This window comes from Streptomyces sp. NPDC031418 (assembly GCF_055581605.1).
This window is the reverse complement of the sequence record NZ_JBVIJC010000012.1, coordinates 305,046-322,869: the sequence shown is the minus strand read 5'-3', so window position 1 is coordinate 322,869 and position 17,824 is coordinate 305,046. Positions and strand designations below refer to the sequence as shown.

At 70.5% G+C, this 17,824-nt stretch carries 15 protein-coding genes, 1 rRNA gene, 1 pseudogene and 1 riboswitch; of the genes and pseudogenes, 12 read left to right on the top strand and 5 right to left on the bottom strand.

The window, feature by feature from the left end; genetic code table 11:
- The 11 genes and pseudogenes from rrf to ACZ5CZ_RS20500 all read left to right on the top strand — a co-directional run.
- Nucleotides 1-95 (top strand): 5S ribosomal RNA (gene rrf / locus ACZ5CZ_RS20550); the annotation flags it as partial.
- Nucleotides 96-202: 107 nt separating this feature from the next.
- The gene (locus ACZ5CZ_RS20545) at nt 203-811 is read left to right on the top strand and encodes a CDP-alcohol phosphatidyltransferase family protein (RefSeq protein WP_385844111.1); all 609 of its coding nucleotides are present in this window, start codon (nt 203-205) and stop codon (nt 809-811) included.
- Between the two features lie 114 nt (nt 812-925).
- Nucleotides 926-3,421 carry a sugar phosphate nucleotidyltransferase gene (locus ACZ5CZ_RS20540; RefSeq protein ID WP_467541097.1) on the top strand — a complete coding sequence of 832 codons (2,496 nt, stop codon included), beginning with the start codon at nt 926-928 and terminating at the stop codon, nt 3,419-3,421.
- Nucleotides 3,422-3,587: 166 nt separating this feature from the next.
- A complete protein-coding gene (locus tag ACZ5CZ_RS20535; protein WP_385844113.1) occupies nt 3,588-4,496 on the top strand; it encodes a DUF881 domain-containing protein in 909 nt (302 codons plus the stop codon).
- A complete protein-coding gene (locus ACZ5CZ_RS20530) occupies nt 4,493-4,825 on the top strand; it encodes a small basic family protein (protein ID WP_003988855.1) in 333 nt (110 codons plus the stop codon). Before ACZ5CZ_RS20535 ends, ACZ5CZ_RS20530 begins: the two co-directional genes overlap by 4 nt.
- Before the next feature lie 5 nt (nt 4,826-4,830).
- On the top strand, nt 4,831-5,676 hold the full coding sequence (locus tag ACZ5CZ_RS20525) for a DUF881 domain-containing protein (RefSeq protein WP_385844114.1): 846 nt from the start codon (nt 4,831-4,833) through the stop codon (nt 5,674-5,676).
- A 190-nt stretch (nt 5,677-5,866) separates the two neighbouring features.
- Nucleotides 5,867-6,697 (top strand): FHA domain-containing protein, encoded by an 831-nt coding sequence (locus ACZ5CZ_RS20520; protein WP_385844115.1) that lies wholly within the window; start codon nt 5,867-5,869, stop codon nt 6,695-6,697.
- A gap of 42 nt (nt 6,698-6,739) precedes the next feature.
- Nucleotides 6,740-7,477: a transcriptional regulator FtsR gene (gene ftsR / locus ACZ5CZ_RS20515; RefSeq protein WP_385844116.1), complete on the top strand. Its 738-nt coding sequence runs from the start codon at nt 6,740-6,742 to the stop codon at nt 7,475-7,477.
- An 85-nt stretch (nt 7,478-7,562) separates the two neighbouring features.
- On the top strand, nt 7,563-8,036 hold the full coding sequence (locus ACZ5CZ_RS20510) for a bifunctional nuclease family protein (protein ID WP_026253112.1): 474 nt from the start codon (nt 7,563-7,565) through the stop codon (nt 8,034-8,036).
- A 259-nt stretch (nt 8,037-8,295) separates the two neighbouring features.
- Entirely contained in the window at nt 8,296-8,979 is a 684-nt protein-coding gene (locus ACZ5CZ_RS20505; RefSeq protein ID WP_385844117.1) for a MerR family transcriptional regulator, read from the top strand.
- 70 nt (nt 8,980-9,049) lie between these two features.
- A pseudogene (locus ACZ5CZ_RS20500) lies at nt 9,050-10,646 on the top strand (DNA polymerase IV).
- Here ACZ5CZ_RS20500 and ACZ5CZ_RS20495 read toward each other — a convergent pair.
- Nucleotides 10,568-10,939, bottom strand: a complete 372-nt coding sequence (locus tag ACZ5CZ_RS20495; protein ID WP_385844118.1) for a PRC-barrel domain-containing protein — start codon at nt 10,937-10,939, stop codon at nt 10,568-10,570. The pseudogene ACZ5CZ_RS20500 and the gene ACZ5CZ_RS20495 overlap by 79 nt on opposite strands.
- A gap of 119 nt (nt 10,940-11,058) precedes the next feature.
- A riboswitch (glycine riboswitch) is annotated at nt 11,059-11,153 on the top strand.
- A gap of 166 nt (nt 11,154-11,319) precedes the next feature.
- Between ACZ5CZ_RS20495 and gcvP the strand changes: the two genes are divergently transcribed.
- On the top strand, nt 11,320-14,205 hold the full coding sequence (gene gcvP / locus ACZ5CZ_RS20490; RefSeq protein ID WP_468944637.1) for an aminomethyl-transferring glycine dehydrogenase: 2,886 nt from the start codon (nt 11,320-11,322) through the stop codon (nt 14,203-14,205).
- A gap of 67 nt (nt 14,206-14,272) precedes the next feature.
- Here gcvP and ACZ5CZ_RS20485 read toward each other — a convergent pair whose 3' ends face one another.
- Genes ACZ5CZ_RS20485 through modA form a run of 4 tightly spaced genes read right to left on the bottom strand, consistent with a single transcriptional unit; the run spans nt 14,273 to nt 17,719 of the window.
- Nucleotides 14,273-14,692 carry a TOBE domain-containing protein gene (locus ACZ5CZ_RS20485; RefSeq protein ID WP_385844120.1) on the bottom strand — a complete coding sequence of 140 codons (420 nt, stop codon included), beginning with the start codon at nt 14,690-14,692 and terminating at the stop codon, nt 14,273-14,275.
- A 26-nt stretch (nt 14,693-14,718) separates the two neighbouring features.
- On the bottom strand, nt 14,719-16,041 hold the full coding sequence (locus tag ACZ5CZ_RS20480; RefSeq protein ID WP_468944634.1) for an ABC transporter ATP-binding protein: 1,323 nt from the start codon (nt 16,039-16,041) through the stop codon (nt 14,719-14,721).
- Nucleotides 16,038-16,907: an ABC transporter permease gene (locus tag ACZ5CZ_RS20475; protein WP_468944632.1), complete on the bottom strand. Its 870-nt coding sequence runs from the start codon at nt 16,905-16,907 to the stop codon at nt 16,038-16,040. Before ACZ5CZ_RS20475 ends, ACZ5CZ_RS20480 begins: the two co-directional genes overlap by 4 nt.
- Nucleotides 16,904-17,719 (bottom strand): molybdate ABC transporter substrate-binding protein, encoded by an 816-nt coding sequence (modA, locus tag ACZ5CZ_RS20470; protein WP_468944630.1) that lies wholly within the window; start codon nt 17,717-17,719, stop codon nt 16,904-16,906. Before modA ends, ACZ5CZ_RS20475 begins: the two co-directional genes overlap by 4 nt.
- Nucleotides 17,720-17,824 lie beyond the last annotated feature (105 nt).

Genomic DNA, 17,824 nt, shown 5'->3' with positions numbered 1-17,824 from the left:
AAACGCCCGGTTACATTCCGAACCCGGAAGCTAAGCCTCACAGCGCCGATGGTACTGCAGGGGGGACCCTGTGGGAGAGTAGGACACCGCCGAACTCCTTTTACAGCTCCGGCTCTTGGGCACTGCCCAGGGGCCGGAGCTTTTTTGCGTTGAGGTAAGGTCAGGGGGCATCGTTGGCTCGTTTCGCACAGGAGGCCCCCGGGTGGAGGTCCAGGAGACCCGTGTCCAGACAGACCGGGTCCTCACCATCCCCAACATCCTCAGCATGGCGCGGCTCGTCGGCGTACCCGTCTTCCTGTGGCTGATTCTCCGGCCCGAGTTCGGTGGGCCCAACAGCGATGGCTGGGCCCTCCTCATCCTGGCTTTCAGCGGGATCAGTGACTACCTCGACGGCAAGCTCGCCCGCCGCTGGAATCAGATCAGCAGCCTCGGCCGGCTCCTCGATCCCGCCGCAGACCGGCTCTATGTCCTTTCCACTCTCCTGGGCCTGACCTGGCGCGAGATCCTGCCGCTCTGGCTGACCGCCGTGTTGCTGGCGAGAGAACTGGTTCTGCTGGTGATGGTGGGTATCCTCCGCCGGCACGGGTATCCGCCGCCGCAGGTGAACTTCCTCGGCAAGGCGGCCACCTTCAACCTGATGTACGCGTTCCCGCTGCTGCTCCTCAGTGACTGGAGTGGTTGGATCGGGTCACTCGCTGCTATTTTCGGATGGGCGTTCGCCGGATGGGGTACAACCCTCTACTGGTGGGCAGGAGTGCTCTACGTAGTACAAGTCCGCCGATTGGTTCGTGCGGATGCCATAGCCGATTGAGCTCGGCGATTGTCCGGACGTAGCGCCTCGATGGCCCACTGTGGAAAAGTGCGGGACAATCTGGACGGGTGAAGTCGGCTAGACCGTCGTCTCTTGGAGGAGGACGCTTCCGACATGAAGGCCGTCGTGATGGCCGGGGGCGAAGGCACTCGCCTGCGCCCCATGACCTCGAGCATGCCCAAGCCGCTCCTGCCCGTGGCGAATCGCCCGATCATGGAGCACGTGCTACGGCTGCTCAAAAGGCACGGGCTCACCGAGACCGTGGTCACCGTGCAGTTCCTGGCCTCGCTCGTCAAGAACTACTTCGGTGACGGCGAAGAGCTCGGGATGGAGCTCACTTATGCCAATGAGGAGAAGCCACTCGGTACCGCCGGAAGCGTCAAGAACGCGGAAGAGGCATTGAAGGACGATGCCTTCCTCGTCATCTCCGGTGATGCCCTGACCGACTTCGACCTCACTGAGCTGATCAACTTCCACAAGGAGAAGGGCGCGCTGGTCACGGTCTGTCTGACCAGGGTGCCCAATCCGCTGGAGTTCGGTATCACGATCGTCGACGAGGAAGGCAAGGTCGAGCGGTTCCTGGAGAAGCCGACCTGGGGGCAGGTCTTCTCCGACACCGTCAACACGGGCATCTATGTCATGGAGCCCGAGGTCTTCGACTACGTCGAACCGGATGTTCCGGTCGACTGGTCCGGCGATGTGTTCCCGCAGCTGATGAAGGAAGGCAAGCCGATCTACGGCTTTGTCGCCGAGGGCTACTGGGAGGACGTCGGCACGCACGAGAGCTACGTCAAGGCCCAGGCGGACGTCCTCGAGGGCAAGGTCAACGTCGACATCGACGGCTTCGAGATCTCGCCGGGCGTGTGGGTGGCCGAAGGCGCCGACGTGCATCCCGACGCCGTGCTCCGCGGACCGCTGTACATCGGTGACTACGCCAAGGTCGAGGCCGGCGCGGAGATCCGGGAGCACACCGTCGTGGGCTCGAACGTCGTCGTCAAGAGCGGCGCGTTCCTGCACAAGGCCGTCGTGCACGACAACGTCTATGTCGGGCAGCACAGCAATCTGCGGGGCTGTGTCGTCGGCAAGAACACCGACATCATGCGGGCCGCCCGGATCGAGGACGGCGCGGTCATCGGTGACGAGTGCCTGATCGGTGAGGAATCGATCGTCCAGGGCAACGTCCGTGTCTACCCGTTCAAGACGATCGAGGCCGGTGCCTTCGTCAACACGTCGGTCATCTGGGAGTCCAGAGGGCAGGCGAACCTGTTCGGCGCCCGCGGGGTGTCCGGCATCCTGAACGTCGAGATCACACCCGAGCTGGCCGTGCGGCTCGCCGGCGCCTACGCGACGACCCTCAAGAAGGGTTCCACCGTCACCACGGCCCGCGACCACTCCCGGGGCGCCCGGGCGCTCAAGCGGGCGGTCATCTCCGCGCTTCAGGCCAGCGCCATCGACGTACGCGACCTGGAGAACGTACCGCTGCCCGTGGCGCGGCAGCAGACCGCGCGGGGCAGCGCCGGCGGCATCATGATCCGGACCTCGCCGGGCGTGCCCGACTCGGTCGACATCATGTTCTTCGACGGCAACGGCGCCGACCTGTCGCAGGGCAGCCAGCGGAAGCTGGACCGGGTGTTCGCCCGGCAGGAGTACCGGCGGGCGTTCCCCGGTGAGATCGGCGACCTGTACTTCCCGGCGAGTGTCTTCGACTCGTACACCGGCTCGCTGCTGCGGAACGTGGACACCACCGGGATCGCCGAGGCCGGGCTGAAGGTCGTCGTCGACGCCTCCAACGGCAGTGCCGGTCTGGTGCTGCCGAGCCTGCTCGGCAAGCTCGGCGTGGACTCGCTGACCATCAACCCCGGTCTGGACGAGTCCCGGCCCACGGAGACGGGCGAGATGCGCCGGAAGGGTCTGGTGCGGCTGGGCGAGATTGTGGCGTCCTCCGGTGCCGCGTTCGGTGTGCGGTTCGATCCCGTCGGCGAGCGGCTGTCGCTGGTGGACGAGAAGGGCAGGATTATCGAGGACGACCGGGCGCTGCTGGTGATGCTGGACCTGGTCGCCGCGGAGCGGCGCAGCGGCCGGGTGGCGCTGCCGGTGACCACGACGCGGATCGCCGAGCAGGTCGCCGCCTACCACGGCACCCAGGTCGAGTGGACCACCACCTCGCCCGACGACCTCACGCGCGTGGGCGGCGAGGAAGGGACCATCTTCGGCGGTGACGGCAAGGGCGGGTTCATCGTCCCCGAGTTCAGCAGTGTCTACGACGGTACGGCGGCCTTCGTACGGCTGATCGGTCTGGTGGCGCGGACCCAGCTCACCCTCAGCCAGATCGACGCACGGATCCCGCGGGCGCACGTCCTCAAGCGGGACCTCGCGACGCCGTGGGCCGTCAAGGGCCTGGTGATGCGGCGGGTGGTCGAGGCCGCCGGAGATCGCTTTGTCGACACGACGGACGGTGTCCGGGTCGTGGAGACCGACGGACGCTGGGTCATGGTGCTGCCGGACCCGGCCGAGGCGGTCACCCATCTGTGGGCCGAGGGGCCCGACGACGCCTCCGCACAGGCCCTGCTGGACGAGTGGTCGGGGGTCGTGGACAGCGCCGGACGGTGACGCGGAGCGCCCCGGGCGGCACCGCCCGGGGCGCTGCCGTACGGCGGCCTGATGTGGGGAAATGCGCTGCACGCGTGCGTGCCGGACACGTGTCCCTGGGGGGCCTGTCCGGCACGCCGGTGGGGCCATTCGGAGGTATCCCTCGCGACATGCGACGATGTGCGGCATGCCGCAGCAACCCCCCGTTCGGAGCAGCCCCGCGCGGCCGCAGCGCCCGGACGCCTCCATGTCGTTGATCAACAACGTCATGGACCACAGCCTCGACGACGGGTACGCCGAGGCCGCCGCCCGGAAGAAGTCCCAGGGCGAGGGCGGCCTGCCGAAGACCCTGCGGGCGAAGCTGGGCCTCGCGGCCGGTCTCGTCCTCGCGGCGCTGGTCGTGACGGTGGGGGCGGCACAGGCGCGGATCGCGGCGCCCGTGGTGGCCAAGGAGCGCCAGGAGCTGATCGACCGCGTCGACAAGGAGACCGCCGACGCGGACAAGCTGGAGAGCACGGTCGACAAGCTGCGCGACGACGTCACGGCCCGGCAGCGGGCCGCGCTGCGGTCGAGCGGCGGCAGCGCCGAGGCGGACCTGGTGAGCCTGCTGTCGGGCGCCACCGCGGTGCACGGCCCCGGCGTCAAGCTCGTCGTGAACGACGCCAAGGAGGCCACCACGGGCGGTGACGGGACCAATCCGCGGGAGACCGCGGGCTTCTCCGACACCGGCCGGGTGCGCGACCGTGACATGCAGCGTGTGGTCAACGGTCTGTGGGCCTCCGGAGCCGAGGCCGTCTCGATCAACGGGCAGCGGCTGACCGCCCTGTCCGCGATCAGGGCCGCGGGTGACGCGATACTGGTCGACAACAGGCCGCTGGTGCCGCCGTACACGGTGCTGGCGGTGGGGGACGGGGAAAGGTTGAGCACCGGGTTCCAGAACAGCGCCGACGGCCTGTATCTGCATGCCCTGGAGCAGAACTACGGCATCCGCGCCACCATCTCCACCGAGGGTGACGTGCGGCTGCCCGCCGCTCCCAGCGTGATCGTACGCACAGCACAGCCGAATGCCGAGAAGACTGGGAAGGGCACATCGTGATCGCCGTACTGGGCCTCGTCGTGGGAGTCGTGGCCGGCCTGTTGGTCCGGCCCGAGGTTCCGGCGGTGGTCGAGCCTTATCTGCCGATCGCCGTCGTGGCGGCGCTGGACGCCGTCTTCGGCGGTCTGCGGGCCATGCTCGACGGGATCTTCGACGACAAGGTCTTCGTGGTGTCGTTCCTGTCGAACGTGGTCGTCGCCGCGCTCATCGTCTTCCTCGGCGACAAGTTGGGCGTGGGCGCGCAGCTGTCCACGGGTGTCGTGGTGGTCCTGGGCATCCGGATCTTCTCCAACGCCGCGGCGATCCGACGGCACGTGTTCCGGGCGTGACATCCATGAGCGATCAGGAAGAACAGCCGCAGAAGGCGGAGAACAGGCTGCGCAAGGAGCTGCCGGCCGAGGTGCCCGCCCAGGCACCAGGGACCGAGCCGACGTCCGCGGACCCCGCTCCGGAACCGCTGACCGGCCGGCAGCGGCTGGTCAAGGGACTGTGGCCGCCGCGCTTCACCCGGGCCCAACTCATCGTCGCGGTCCTCCTGTTCGGCCTCGGTTTCGGTCTGGCCGTGCAGGTCGCCTCCAACAGCGACACCGACAGCGCGCTGCGCGGCGCACGCCAGGAAGATCTTGTACGCATCCTCGATGAACTGGATTCGCGCACACAGCGTCTTCAGGACGAGAAGCAGGGACTCGACAAGCAGCGTCAGGAACTCCAGAGCAGTTCCGACCAGGCCGCCGAGGCGCGCAAGCAGACCGCCGAGAAGGAGAAGCAACTCGGCATCCTGGCGGGCACGGTGGGCGCTCAGGGTCCCGGCATCACCTTGACGATCGAGGACACGAAGGGGACGGTCCAGGCGGACATGCTGCTCGACACCATCCAGGAGCTGCGCGCGGCCGGTGCGGAGGCGATCGAGGTCAACGGAGTGCGTGTGGTGGCCGGCACTTATTTCGCGGATGCGGGCAAGAGCGTGGACGTGGACGGGAACAAGATCAACGCCCCCTATCGTTTCAAGGTCATCGGCAAGCCGCAGGACCTGGAGCCGGCGCTGAACATCCCGGGAGGTGTGGTGCAGACTCTGGAGAAGGAGCAGGCCACGGTCACCGTCGCACGGTCGGGCAAGATCGTCGTGGACGCCTTGCGACAGGCGAAGCGGCCTGACTACGCTCGGTCGTCCTCCCAGTGAACCGGTGGTGCATGGGGGACATCCGGCAGGGGCATGAGGTTGCGGGGGGTCGGCGCACCGAAGAGGTGGTGCGTGGTGGAAACTGTCTGGTGGGCACGGACGTTGTGAGGATGTCCGGGTCGGCCGGTGTAGGCAATCAGGGTTCGTCCTGCCCCACGGGCGGGTCTGTTTCGGTCAAGGGGAATCGCCCGTGAAGTTGTTTGCGAAGTTGTTCGGCAAGAGCGCGCGAGAGGGCAACGCCAACGCGACCGCCCGTCATCGCGCACAGCCTGATGCGGAGGGCCAGCGCCCGCTGTTCCGGGACCAGGTCGCTGGTCCGGGTGGTGACATTTCGGGAGGTCAGGGCGCGGCGTCTGTTGACCCTGCCCAGTCCGGCGGCATAGGTTTCGGGCAACCGTCAACCTCAGGTACGGGTGGAGGGTTCACTCCCGGCCCGTACGCGTCCAACGCCCCGGCGGGGCAGCCGCAGCAGGAGGATCCGTCGATGTCGGTCCTGGTGTGTACGAGGTGCGGTAACCGCAATGCGGAGAACGCCCGCTTCTGCTCCAACTGTGGTGCGCCGCTGCGCCCCGGTGTGGTGCCGGAGCGTGCCTCCGAGACCACGTCCACGATCTCCATCTCCGGTCTCGAGGCCTACGAGGCGGAGGCGACCGGCCAGACGCCGCTGCCGATGCTCTCGCCTGAGGCGCAGGCCGCGGTGGACGCCCTGCCGCTCGGCTCGGCGCTCCTGGTGGTGCGCCGGGGTCCGAACTCGGGCAGCCGCTTCCTGCTGGACAGCGATCTGACCACGGCCGGACGTCACCCGCAGAGCGACATCTTCCTGGACGACGTGACGGTCTCGCGTCGCCATGTGGAGTTCCGGCGCTCCCCGGACGGTTCGTTCACCGTGGCCGACGTGGGCAGCCTGAACGGCACCTACGTCAACCGTGAGCGGATCGACCAGGTCGCCTTGCAGAACGGCGACGAGGTGCAGATCGGCAAGTACCGGCTGGTGTTCTACGCGAGCCGGCAGGGCATCTGACCCGCCCCCGGACTCGGTCCGGGGATCCCCCAGGGAAGGTCCATGCTGCAAACACCGAGTGGCGGTGCCGGAAGCGGTACCGCCGCCAGGGACAGTGGGCTGATGAGCATCGGCACGGTGCTGAACGTGCTGCGCGACGAGTTCCCCGAAGTCACCATCTCCAAGATCCGCTTCCTGGAGTCGGAGGGGCTCATCGAGCCGCAGCGGACCCCCTCGGGGTACCGCAAGTTCAGCGCCGAGGACGTCACCCGTCTCGGCCATGTCCTCAGGATGCAGCGGGACCACTATCTGCCGCTCAAGGTGATCCGTGAGCAGCTGGACGCCATGGAGCGCGGGGAGGCCGTACAGCTGCCGCTGGTGGGGCGCCAGCGCACCGCGGAGCATGAAGCGGAGCGGCCGGAGGGCCCCACGGTGGCCCGGGTCGGCCGGGCGGAGCTGCTGGCGGCCGCCGACATCGACGAGGGCGCGCTGAAGGAGTGGGAGTCCTACGGGCTCATCGCTCCGCTGGAGGAGGGCGTCTACGACGCGGAGGCGGTCACCGTGGCGTCCCTCATCGCCGAGCTGGGCGGATTCGGGATCGAGCCGCGCCACCTTAGGGTGATGAAGGCGGCGGCCGATCGCGAGGCCGGCCTGGTGGACCAGGTGGTGGCCCCGCTCAAGCGCCACCGCAACCCGCAGACCAGGGCGCTCGCCGAGGCCCGTACCAAGGAGCTGGCGGCGCTCACGGTGAAGCTGCACGCGGCTCTGGTGAAGACCGCGCTCGGGATCCGGCTGCCCTGACCGGGCGGGGTCCGGGGCGACCGGATCGGGCACCTGTTCCCGGCCCGACTACCCAAACGTCCCGAGCACGGCCTAGGGTTGCTGTGTGAACGAGCTCGATGTCGTAGGTGTCCGGGTCGAAATGCCCTCCAACCAGCCGATCGTGCTCCTGCGCGAAGTGGGGGGCGACCGCTACCTCCCCATCTGGATCGGACCGGGGGAGGCGACGGCGATCGCCTTCGCCCAGCAGGGCATGGCCCCCGCCCGACCGCTGACCCACGACCTTTTCAAGGACGTGCTGGAGGCCGTCGGCCAGGAGCTGACCGAAGTACGCATCACCGACCTGCGGGAAGGCGTCTTCTACGCGGAGCTGGTCTTTGCCAGCGGGGTCGAGGTCAGCGCCCGTCCCTCCGATGCCATAGCGCTGGCCCTGCGCACCGGAACGCCGATCTACGGAAGTGACACGGTGCTGGACGACGCGGGTATCGCCATCCCGGACGAGCAGGAGGACGAGGTGGAGAAGTTCCGCGAGTTCCTCGACCAGATCTCGCCCGAGGACTTCGGTACCAGCAGCCAGTGAGGCGCCGGAAGCGGTGACCGCTGGCGGCGCGTGCCGGCCGGCGGTGGCTTCGTACGGCCAGGCCGGTGGGCAATTGCCACCGGCCCTTGAGAGCGTCCTACGGCTTCCCGTGAGCGCATTCGGCTAGCCTTTCCCCGCGGTGGGACACGGGAAACCACTCCTAGGGTGATTATCACTCGGCGTGCCGAGTGTGGCGATCGTTGACGCACCCCTGGTGACTGCCTACCGTCGAGAAGGCAGGTCAAGGACGGAGGTCGGCGTGAGAACGAGCGGCGACGGTACGGCTGGGGGTGCCCCCGGACGCGGTTTCGGGGAGAGCGGTCCGTACCCTCCCCCCGGTTCTCAGCTGTGTTCGGACAGGGGGTACCCCCATGCCGGCAGCGCGGTCGAGCACGCCCCGCAGCGGCCGACGGTGGTGCCGGACGGCAAAGGGGTGGCGGCCATGACGTCCGAGCAGATCGGTTACCGCGGGCCCACCGCCTGCGCGGCCGCCGGCATCACCTACCGGCAGCTCGACTACTGGGCCCGCACCGGCCTGGTCGAGCCCAGTGTGCGGCCCGCGTACGGGTCCGGCACGCAGCGGCTGTACAGCTTCCGTGACGTCGTCGTGCTGAAGATCGTCAAGCGCTTTCTGGACACCGGTGTGTCGCTCCAGAACATCCGCTCGGCCGTCCAGCACCTCAGAGAACGCGGTTTCCGTGATCTGGAGCGGATGACCCTGATGAGCGACGGCGCCACGGTGTACGAGTGCACCTCGCCGGACGAGGTCCACGCCCTGCTCCAGGGCGGTCAGGGCATCTTCGGCATCGCCGTCGGAGTGGTGTGGCGGGACGTGGAAAGCGCGCTCTCCCAGCTGCACGGAGAGCGCATCGACACCGGTGAGACCCTCGTCGGGCACAACCCCGCGGACGAGCTGGCACGGCGGCGCAACCGGGCGGTCTGACGGCCCGGTCGGCCGGGGCTCCGGTCCCGGTCCGCGGGCATTGTCAGTGGCGTGGTGCAGCATCGGAGATGTGAGAAACGCGCCCACCATCCTGCATCTCGACATGGATGCCTTCTACGCCTCCGTGGAACAGGCATCCAAGCCGAGCCTGCGCGGGAAGGCGGTCGTCGTGGGCGGGCTCGGCCCGCGCGGTGTGGTGGCCACGGCGTCGTACGAGGCGCGGGTCCTCGGGGTGCACTCGGCGATGCCCATGGCCCAGGCGCGCCGGCTGGCGCCCAACGCGGCGTATCTGGTGCCGCGCTTCTCCCTGTACCGGTCGGTCAGCGAGCAGGTGATGGCGCTGCTGCGGGAGCTGTCCCCGCTGGTGGAGCCGCTGAGCCTGGACGAGGCGTTCGTGGACCTGGAGGCCGGGGGAGCGGCCTGGGACGAGGAGTCGGCGCGGCTGACCGGGATCAGACTGCGCAGCGACATCAAGGCGGTCACCGGGCTCACGGGGTCGGTCGGGCTCGCCGCGTCCAAGATGCTCGCGAAGATCGCCTCCGAGCAGGCCAAGCCGGACGGACTGGTGGTGATCGAGCCGGGCACCGAGCGGGAACTGCTGGGGCCCATGCCGGTGCGCACCCTGCCGGGGGTGGGGCCGGCCACCGGAGACCATCTGCGGCGGGCCGGGATCACCACCGTCGAGGAGCTGGCGGAGGCGGGCGAGGACGAACTCGTCCGGCTGCTCGGCAAGGCGCACGGGCAGGCGTTGTACGCGATGGCGCTGGCCCATGACGAGCGGCCCGTGGTGGCCGAGCGCGAGGCCAAGTCGGTGTCGGTCGAGGACACCTACGACGTCGACATCCACGACCGCCTGCGGATCGGTCTGGAGGTACGGCGGCTCGCCGACCGGTGCGTGGGGCGGCTGCGCGGGGCCGGGCTGTCCGGGCGGACCATCGTGCTGAAGGTGCGGCGGTACGACTTCTCGACGCTGACCCGCTCGGAGACGCTGCGCGGGCCCACGGACGATCCGGCGGTGGTGCGGGAGGCGGCCGCGCGGTTGCTGGACTCGGTGGACACCACGGGCGGGGTGCGGCTGCTCGGGGTGGGCGTGTCGGGGCTGGCCGACTACACGCAGGAGGATCTGTTCGCGCAGGCGGCGTGGGCCGCGGAGGAGGGCGAGCGGCAGGAAGAGGGGGAGGCGGACGGTGCCGAGGCCGAGGCGGAGACCGAGGGGGCGGAGCGGGGCGCGGAGCCCGCGGAGCGGCTGTGGCGGCCGGGGCAGGACGTGCGGCACGCGGAGTACGGGTACGGCTGGGTGCAGGGCAGCGGGGTGGGGCGGGTCACCGTGCGGTTCGAGACGCCGCAGTCCGAGCCGGGGCGGGTGCGGACCTTCCTCGTCGGGGACGCCGCACTGGAGGCGGTGGAGCCGTTGCCGCTGGTGCTGGGCGTCGCCGACCCGCCCGCCGGGGTCCCGGCGGCGGACGGTGGCCATCGGGCCGGCTCCGCGCCGGACCCCGGAACCCGGCAGCCCGTAGGTCCGGCCGGGGTCCAGCCCGGTTCCGGGTGAGTTCGAGGACGGGGTGGGATCAAGGCTTCGTGGGGCGGGTCAGGTTTCCTCCGTGCCCGCCAGCTTGCCGAAGTCGTGGTCCGGAAGTGGGGGGTGCGGCGATGTGTCGAGGCCGTAGTGGTGGTAGAGCTGGAGTTCCTGCTCGGGGGAGAGATGGCGGCCCACCCCGAAGTCGGGGGCGTCCCTGATCAGGGCGCGCTCGAAGGGGACCCGGAGGGAGCCGTCGACCAGTTCGCTCGGTTCCAGAGGGACGAAGGCGTCCCGGGAGAACAGGCCGGTGCGTATGGCCGCCCACTCGGGCACGCCCGTCGCATCGTCGAGGTAGACCTCGTCAATGGTGCCGATCTTGGTGCCATCGCGGTCGAACGCCTTGCGGCCGATCAGGTTGCGCGGATCGATGTCGGTCTGCACGGTCCCTCTCCCTCCACTTGGTCGCAACTCATCCGTAAGCACTACAAAAGAGCACATTCAACGAGGCGGCCACTCGAGGGCCCAGGCGTTGACCTCGCTGGTAGGCTGACAGCGGCTGCTGACCCCGTGCGGGAGAGTCCTCCGACCACGTCGGAGGCGCCGAAGGAGCAAATCCTCCCCGGAATCTCTCAGGCTCACGTACCGCACGGACGAGGTCACTCTGGAAAGCAGGGCGGGTGTCGACGGCTTCCGCTCTCACCGACGGTGAAAACCGGGCGTGCCCGGTGAAACTCTCAGGTTGAGATGACAGAGGGGGAGGCCGTCCGGGCACCCGCGCCGTGGTGCCCTCGAAGGTCGCGTCAGACCAGGAGGCCTCCGCCATGACCGCCCATCGCATTCCGCTCTCCGCACTCGAAGCGGGCATCCCCTTCGAGCAGCGCCACATCGGGCCCGACCAGGAGGCGCGGGCCAAGATGCTCGCGCAGGTGGGCTACGGCTCGCTGGACGAGCTGACCGCCGCCGCGGTCCCGGATGTGATCAAGAACGCCGACGCGCTCGATCTGCCGGGTGCCCGCACCGAGGCGGAGGTGCTCGCCGAGCTGCGCTCCCTGGCGGACCGCAACCAGGTGCTCGGATCGATGATCGGCCTGGGGTACTACGGCACCTTCACGCCGCCCGTCATCCTCCGCAACGTCATGGAGAACCCGGCCTGGTACACGGCCTACACGCCGTACCAGCCGGAGATCTCCCAGGGGCGCCTCGAGGCCCTGCTGAACTTCCAGACCATGGTCGCGGAGCTGACCGGCCTGCCGACCTCCGGCGCCTCGCTCCTCGACGAGGGCACGGCCGCCGCCGAGGCCATGGCGCTGTCGCTGCGGATGGGCAAGAACAAGAAGGGTCTCTTCCTCGTCGACGCGGACGCGCTGCCGCAGACGATCGCCGTCATCGAGACCCGTGCCGAGCCGACCGGCGTCGAGGTCGTCGTCGCCGACCTCAGCGAGGGCATCCCGGCCGACCTCGCCGCCCGCGAGATCAACGGCGTGCTGGTCCAGTACCCGGGCGCCTCCGGTGCCGTACGGGACATCAAGCCGGTCATCGACCAGGCGCACGAGCTGGGCGCGCTGGTCACCGTCGCCGCCGACCTGCTCGCCCTGACCCTGCTGACCTCGCCGGGTGAGCTGGGCGCGGACATCGCCGTCGGCACCACCCAGCGCTTCGGTGTGCCGATGGGCTTCGGCGGCCCGCACGCCGGCTACATGGCCGTGCGCGAGAAGTTCGCCCGCAGCCTGCCGGGCCGGCTGGTGGGCGTGTCCGTCGACGCCGACGGGAACAAGGCCTACCGGCTCGCGTTGCAGACCCGTGAGCAGCACATCCGCCGGGAGAAGGCCACCAGCAACATCTGCACCGCGCAGGTGCTGCTCGCGGTCATGGCGGGCATGTACGCCGTGTACCACGGGCCGGAGGGGCTGCGGACCATCGCACGGCGCACGCACCGCTACGCCTCCGTCCTCGCCGCCGGGCTGACGGCCGGCGGGGTCGAGCTGGTCCAGGGCGCCTTCTTCGACACCCTCACCGCGCGCGTGCCCGGCAAGGCCGCCGAGATCGTCGCCGCCGCCCGCGCGGGCGGCGTCAACCTGCGTCTGGTCGATGCCGACCATGTCTCCCTGGCTTGCGACGAGACCACCAACCGAGCCCAGCTCGCCGCCGTCTTCTCCGCCTTCGGCGTCGAGGGCGACATCGAGGCGCTGGACGCGGCCGCCGGCGAGGCCCTGCCCGAGGCGCTGCTGCGCACCGACGACTACCTGGCCCACCCGGTCTTCCACCAGCACCGCTCCGAGACTGCGATGCTGCGCTACCTGCGCAAGCTGGCCGACCGCGACTACGCGCTCGACCGTGGCATGATCCCGCTGGGCTCCTGCACCATGAAGCTCAACGCGACCACCGAGATGGAGCCGGTCACCTGGCCCGAGTTCGGCCAGCTGCACCCCTTCGCCCCGGCCGAGCAGGCGGAGGGCTACCTCACGCTCATCCGTGAGCTGGAGGACCGTCTCGCCGAGGTGACGGGGTACGACAAGGTCTCGCTCCAGCCGAACGCCGGTTCGCAGGGCGAGCTGGCCGGCCTGCTCGCCGTGCGCGGCTACCACCGGGCCAACGGTGACGAGCAGCGGACCGTCTGCCTGATCCCGTCCTCGGCGCACGGCACGAACGCCGCCAGCGCCGTGATGGCCGGCATGAAGGTCGTCGTCGTGAAGACCGCCGAGGACGGCGAGATCGACGTCGACGATCTGCGCGCCAAGATCGAGCAGCACCGCGACGAGCTGGCCGTGCTGATGATCACCTACCCGTCCACGCACGGTGTGTTCGAGGAGCACGTCGCCGACATCTGCGCCCAGGTCCATGAGGCGGGCGGCCAGGTGTACGTCGACGGCGCCAACCTCAACGCGCTGGTCGGCCTCGCCAAGCCGGGCCACTTCGGCGGTGACGTCTCCCACCTGAACCTGCACAAGACCTTCTGCATCCCGCACGGCGGCGGCGGTCCGGGCGTCGGCCCGGTGGCCGTACGGTCGCACCTGGCGCCGTACCTGCCGAACCACCCGCTCCAGCCGGCCGCCGGCCCGGAGACCGGGGTCGGTCCGATCTCGGCCGCTCCGTGGGGCTCGGCGGGCATCCTGCCGATCTCCTGGGCGTACGTCCGCCTGATGGGCGGCGAGGGGCTGAAGCGGGCCACCCAGGTGGCCGTGCTGTCGGCGAACTACGTCGCCAAGCGCCTGGAGCCGCACTACCCGGTGCTGTACACCGGCCCCGGCGGTCTGGTCGCGCACGAGTGCATCATCGACCTGCGGCCGCTGACCAAGGCGACCGGTGTGAGCGTCGACGATGTCGCCAAGCGCCTCATCGACTACGGCTTCCACGCGCCGACCATGTCGTTCCCGGTCGCCGGCACCCTGATGATCGAGCCGACCGAGTCCGAGGACCTCACCGAGCTGGACCGTTTCTGCGACGCGATGATCGCCATCCGCGCGGAGATCGAGAAGGTGGGCTCCGGCGAGTGGCCCGCGGAGGACAACCCGCTCCGGGGCGCCCCGCACACCGCCGCCGCGCTCGGCGGTGAGTGGGCGCACGCCTACAGCCGCGAGGAGGCCGTCTTCCCGGCCGGTGTCTCGGCCGCCGACAAGTACTGGCCGCCGGTGCGCCGTATCGACCAGGCCTTCGGCGACCGCAACCTGGTGTGCTCCTGCCCGCCGCTGGACGCGTACGAGGACTGAGCGAGCCGAGGCCGAGGGCCCCGTCCGGCTGGTGCCGGGCGGGGCCCTCGCCGTGTCCGGGGGCGGGTCAGGCCGTCGCCAGGGACACCTCGGTCGACTTGATCAGGGCGACGACGGAGGAGCCGGTGGCGAGGCCCAGGGCGGTGACGGACTCGCGGGTGACGGCCGAGGTCAGCTCGCCGCCCTCGATGGCGATCTTGACGGTGGCCATCGCGGCGCCGGCGGCCAGGTCCGTGACGGTGCCCGGCAGCTGGTTGCGGATGGACACGCGGCCCACCGGGTCGGTGGCGAGAGCCACCTCGGTGGCCTTCACCAGCGCCCGTACCGCGGTGCCCTCGGCGAGGCCGAGGTCCCGGGCGGCCTCCAGGGTGATCGCCGCGGTGAGGTCCTGGCCGCCGTCCAGGCGGAGCTTCACGGTGGCCATGGCCTCGCCGGGGTGTACGGCGGTGATGGTGCCGGGGAGCTGGTTGCGGATGCTCAGAGTCATGGCCCGACGGTAGTGCGGGTGGGGGTTCAGGCCGGGTACGCGTGGGTCTGCGTCGCTTTGACTGTCGCCCAGACCGGTGCACCCGGGTGCAGGTCCAGCTCCGCGGCGGCGACCGTGGTCAGGTCGGCGGCGAGCGGGAGTTCCCCGGTCAGATCGGCGCGGATCTGGTCGCCGTGGGTCTCCAGGCCGGCCACCTCGCAGCGCCACAGGTTGCGGGCGCTGGAGGCCGTGGGCCGGTCCCGGAAGAGGGTCACGGCGGACGGCGGGAAGGCGACGAAGGCCGGTCCGGACAGTGTCTCGGTGGTGGTGATGGAGGGCCCGGCGTCCAGTCGTACCGTGTGCCCGTCCGCCCGGCCGCGGTAGAGGTTGAGGCCGACCAGCTGGGCGATGTAGTCCGTGCGCGGGTGGCGGGCGATGTCGGTGGGGCCGCCCTCCTGTACGACGCGGCCGTGCTCCACGACCACCAGCCGGTCGGCGAGCACCATGGCGTCCAGCGGGTCGTGGGTGACCAGTACGGCGACGGCCTCGAACTCGGCGAGGTGGCGGCGCAGCTGGGCGCGGACCTCCAGCCGGGTGCGGGCGTCCAGGGCGGCCAGCGGCTCGTCCAGGAGCAGCAGCCGGGGCCGGGTGGCCAGGGCGCGGGCGAGGGCCACGCGCTGGGCCTGGCCGCCGGAGAGGCGGCGGGGCTTGGCGTGGGCGTGGGCCGCCAGGCCCATGCGGTCCAGCCAGGTGGCGGCCAGGGCGCGGGCCTCCGCCTTGGACGCGCCCTGGCAGCGGGGGCCGAAGGCGACGTTGTCGAGCGCGGAGAGGTGGGGGAAGAGGAGGTAGTCCTGGAAGACCACGCCGACCGGGCGGGACTCCGGGGGAGTGTGGTGCAGGGGGGTGCCGTCGAGGTGCAGATGGCCGCCGGTGAGGGGGATGAGGCCGGCCAGGGCGCGCAGGGCGGTGGTCTTGCCGGCGCCGTTGGGGCCGAGGAGGGCGAGGACTTCGCCGGGGGCGGCGGTGAGGGGGATGTCCAGGCGGAAGGTCGTGCGGTCGACGAGGAGGTGGGCGTCGAGGGCGGGTGGGGTGGTGGGGGTCGCGTGCGGGTGGGGGTGCGCGTGCGGCGGCTGCGGCGTGGGGGTGGCCCGGCCTTCGGCCGGGTTGAGGTTCCCACCCGCACCACGCGTGCGGCGTTCGTCGGCGGGTGCGGGTGGCCCTTGTGGGGGTGCGGCGCCGTCGGCGGGTGCGGGTGGGATGTGGTGGCGTGCAGCGCCGTCGCCGGGTGCGGCGCCGTCGGCGGGTGCCGGTGCGGGTCGGTGGGGTGCGGCGCCGTCCGTGGGGAGGCCGGGGGTGTGCGGGTTGGTCATGGTGTTGTCATCCAGCGGTCCCGGAGGCCGGCCAGGACGGCGATCGACACCGCCAGCAGGACCAGGCTGAGCGAGATGGCGGCCTCGGGGTCGTTCTGAAGGGCGAGGTAGACCGCCAGGGGCATGGTCTGGGTACGGCCGGGGAAGTTGCCCGCGAACGTGATCGTCGCGCCGAACTCGCCCAGCGCCCGCGCCCAGGCGAGCACCGCGCCGGCGGCGATGCCGGGGGCGATCAGCGGCAGGGTGACCCGGCGGAACGCGGTGAAGCGGGACGCCCCGAGCGTGGTCGCCGCCTCCTCGTAGCGCGGGTCGGCGGCGCGCAGGGTGCCCTCGACGCTGATGACCAGGAACGGCATCGCGACGAACGCCTCGGCGATCACCACGCCGGCGGTGGTGAACGGCAGCGTGATCCCGAACCAGGCGTCGAGCCACTGGCCGACGACGCCGTTGCGGCCCAGCGCGAGGAGGAGAGCGACACCGCCGACCACCGGCGGCAGCACCAGCGGCAGCGTCACCAGGGCCCGGACGAGACCCCGGCCGGGGAACTCCGTACGGGCCAGCAGCCAGGCCAGCGGCACCCCGAGGACCAGGCTCACGGCGGTCGCCGCGGTGGCCGTGACCAGCGACAGCTGGAGCGCCTGCCACACCTCGGGGCTGGTCAGCTGGTCCGGCAGACTGCGCCAGGGCGCGCGCACGAGCAGCGCGAGCAGCGGCAGCAGCAGAAACGCCAGGGCCAGCACACCCGGCAGCAGCAGGGGCAGCGGCACCGCGAGCCGTCCGCGTCGGCCCCCCGTGCCGACGCGGCGGCGCCACGGCCGGCCCGTGCGGGGGCCGGCCGGGGCACCGGGCTGGTCGAGCGAGGTCATGGCTTGAGGAACCCGGCCTGGCTCAGCACCTTCTGGCCCTCGGCGGACCGCACGAGGGCGATGAACGCCTTGGCGGCCTGGGCGTTCTGTCCGTTCTTCAGCGGTGCGATCGGGTATTCGTTGACGGCCTGGGCGGACTCGGGGAACTCCACGCCCTCCACCTTGTCACCCGCGGCCTTCACATCGGTCTGGTACACCACCGCGGCGTCGGCCTCCTTCAGCTCCACCTTGGTCAGGGCGGCCTTGACGTCCTGCTCGTAGGAGACCGGGGTGAGCTTGAGCTTGGCGGCGTCCAGGGCCTTCTGGGCGGCCGCGCCGCACGGCACGGTCTTGTCGCACAGGACGACCTTCAGGCCCGACGTGGTGAGGTCCTTCAGGGAGGACACCTTCTGCGGGTTGCCCGGCAGGGTGGCGATCTCCAGCTTGTTGCGCACGAAGGTGGCCGGGGTGCCGGCCGCGTCCTTCTTGGCCGTCACGATCGCCATGGTCTTGGGGCTGGCGGCGGCGAAGACGTCCGCCGGGGCGCCACCGGTGATGCTGGCGGCGAGGGTGTCGCTGCCGCCGAAGTTGAAGCTGACCTTGGTGCCCGGGTGCTGCTGTTCGAACTCCTTGCCCAGGGTCGTGAAGCTCTCCTTCAGGGAGGCGGCCGCGAACACGGTGACGGTGCCGGACAGCTTTCCGGAGGAGGGCTCGTCCGAGGTGCCGGTGGTGGACTTGGACGAGGAGGAGCAGGCGCTGAGGGCTGTCAGGGCGGCGGCTCCAGCGCCGGCCACCTTCAGCATTCGCCTGGTCCGGCGCACGGAACGGGTCATCACGATCTACTCCTCGGATCTCGGTACACACGTCGCGCCCTGCCACGGCCGAGCCCCGGCCATGTCCGGATCATACTTCCGCATCTGCCAGGGTTAAGTCTTCTG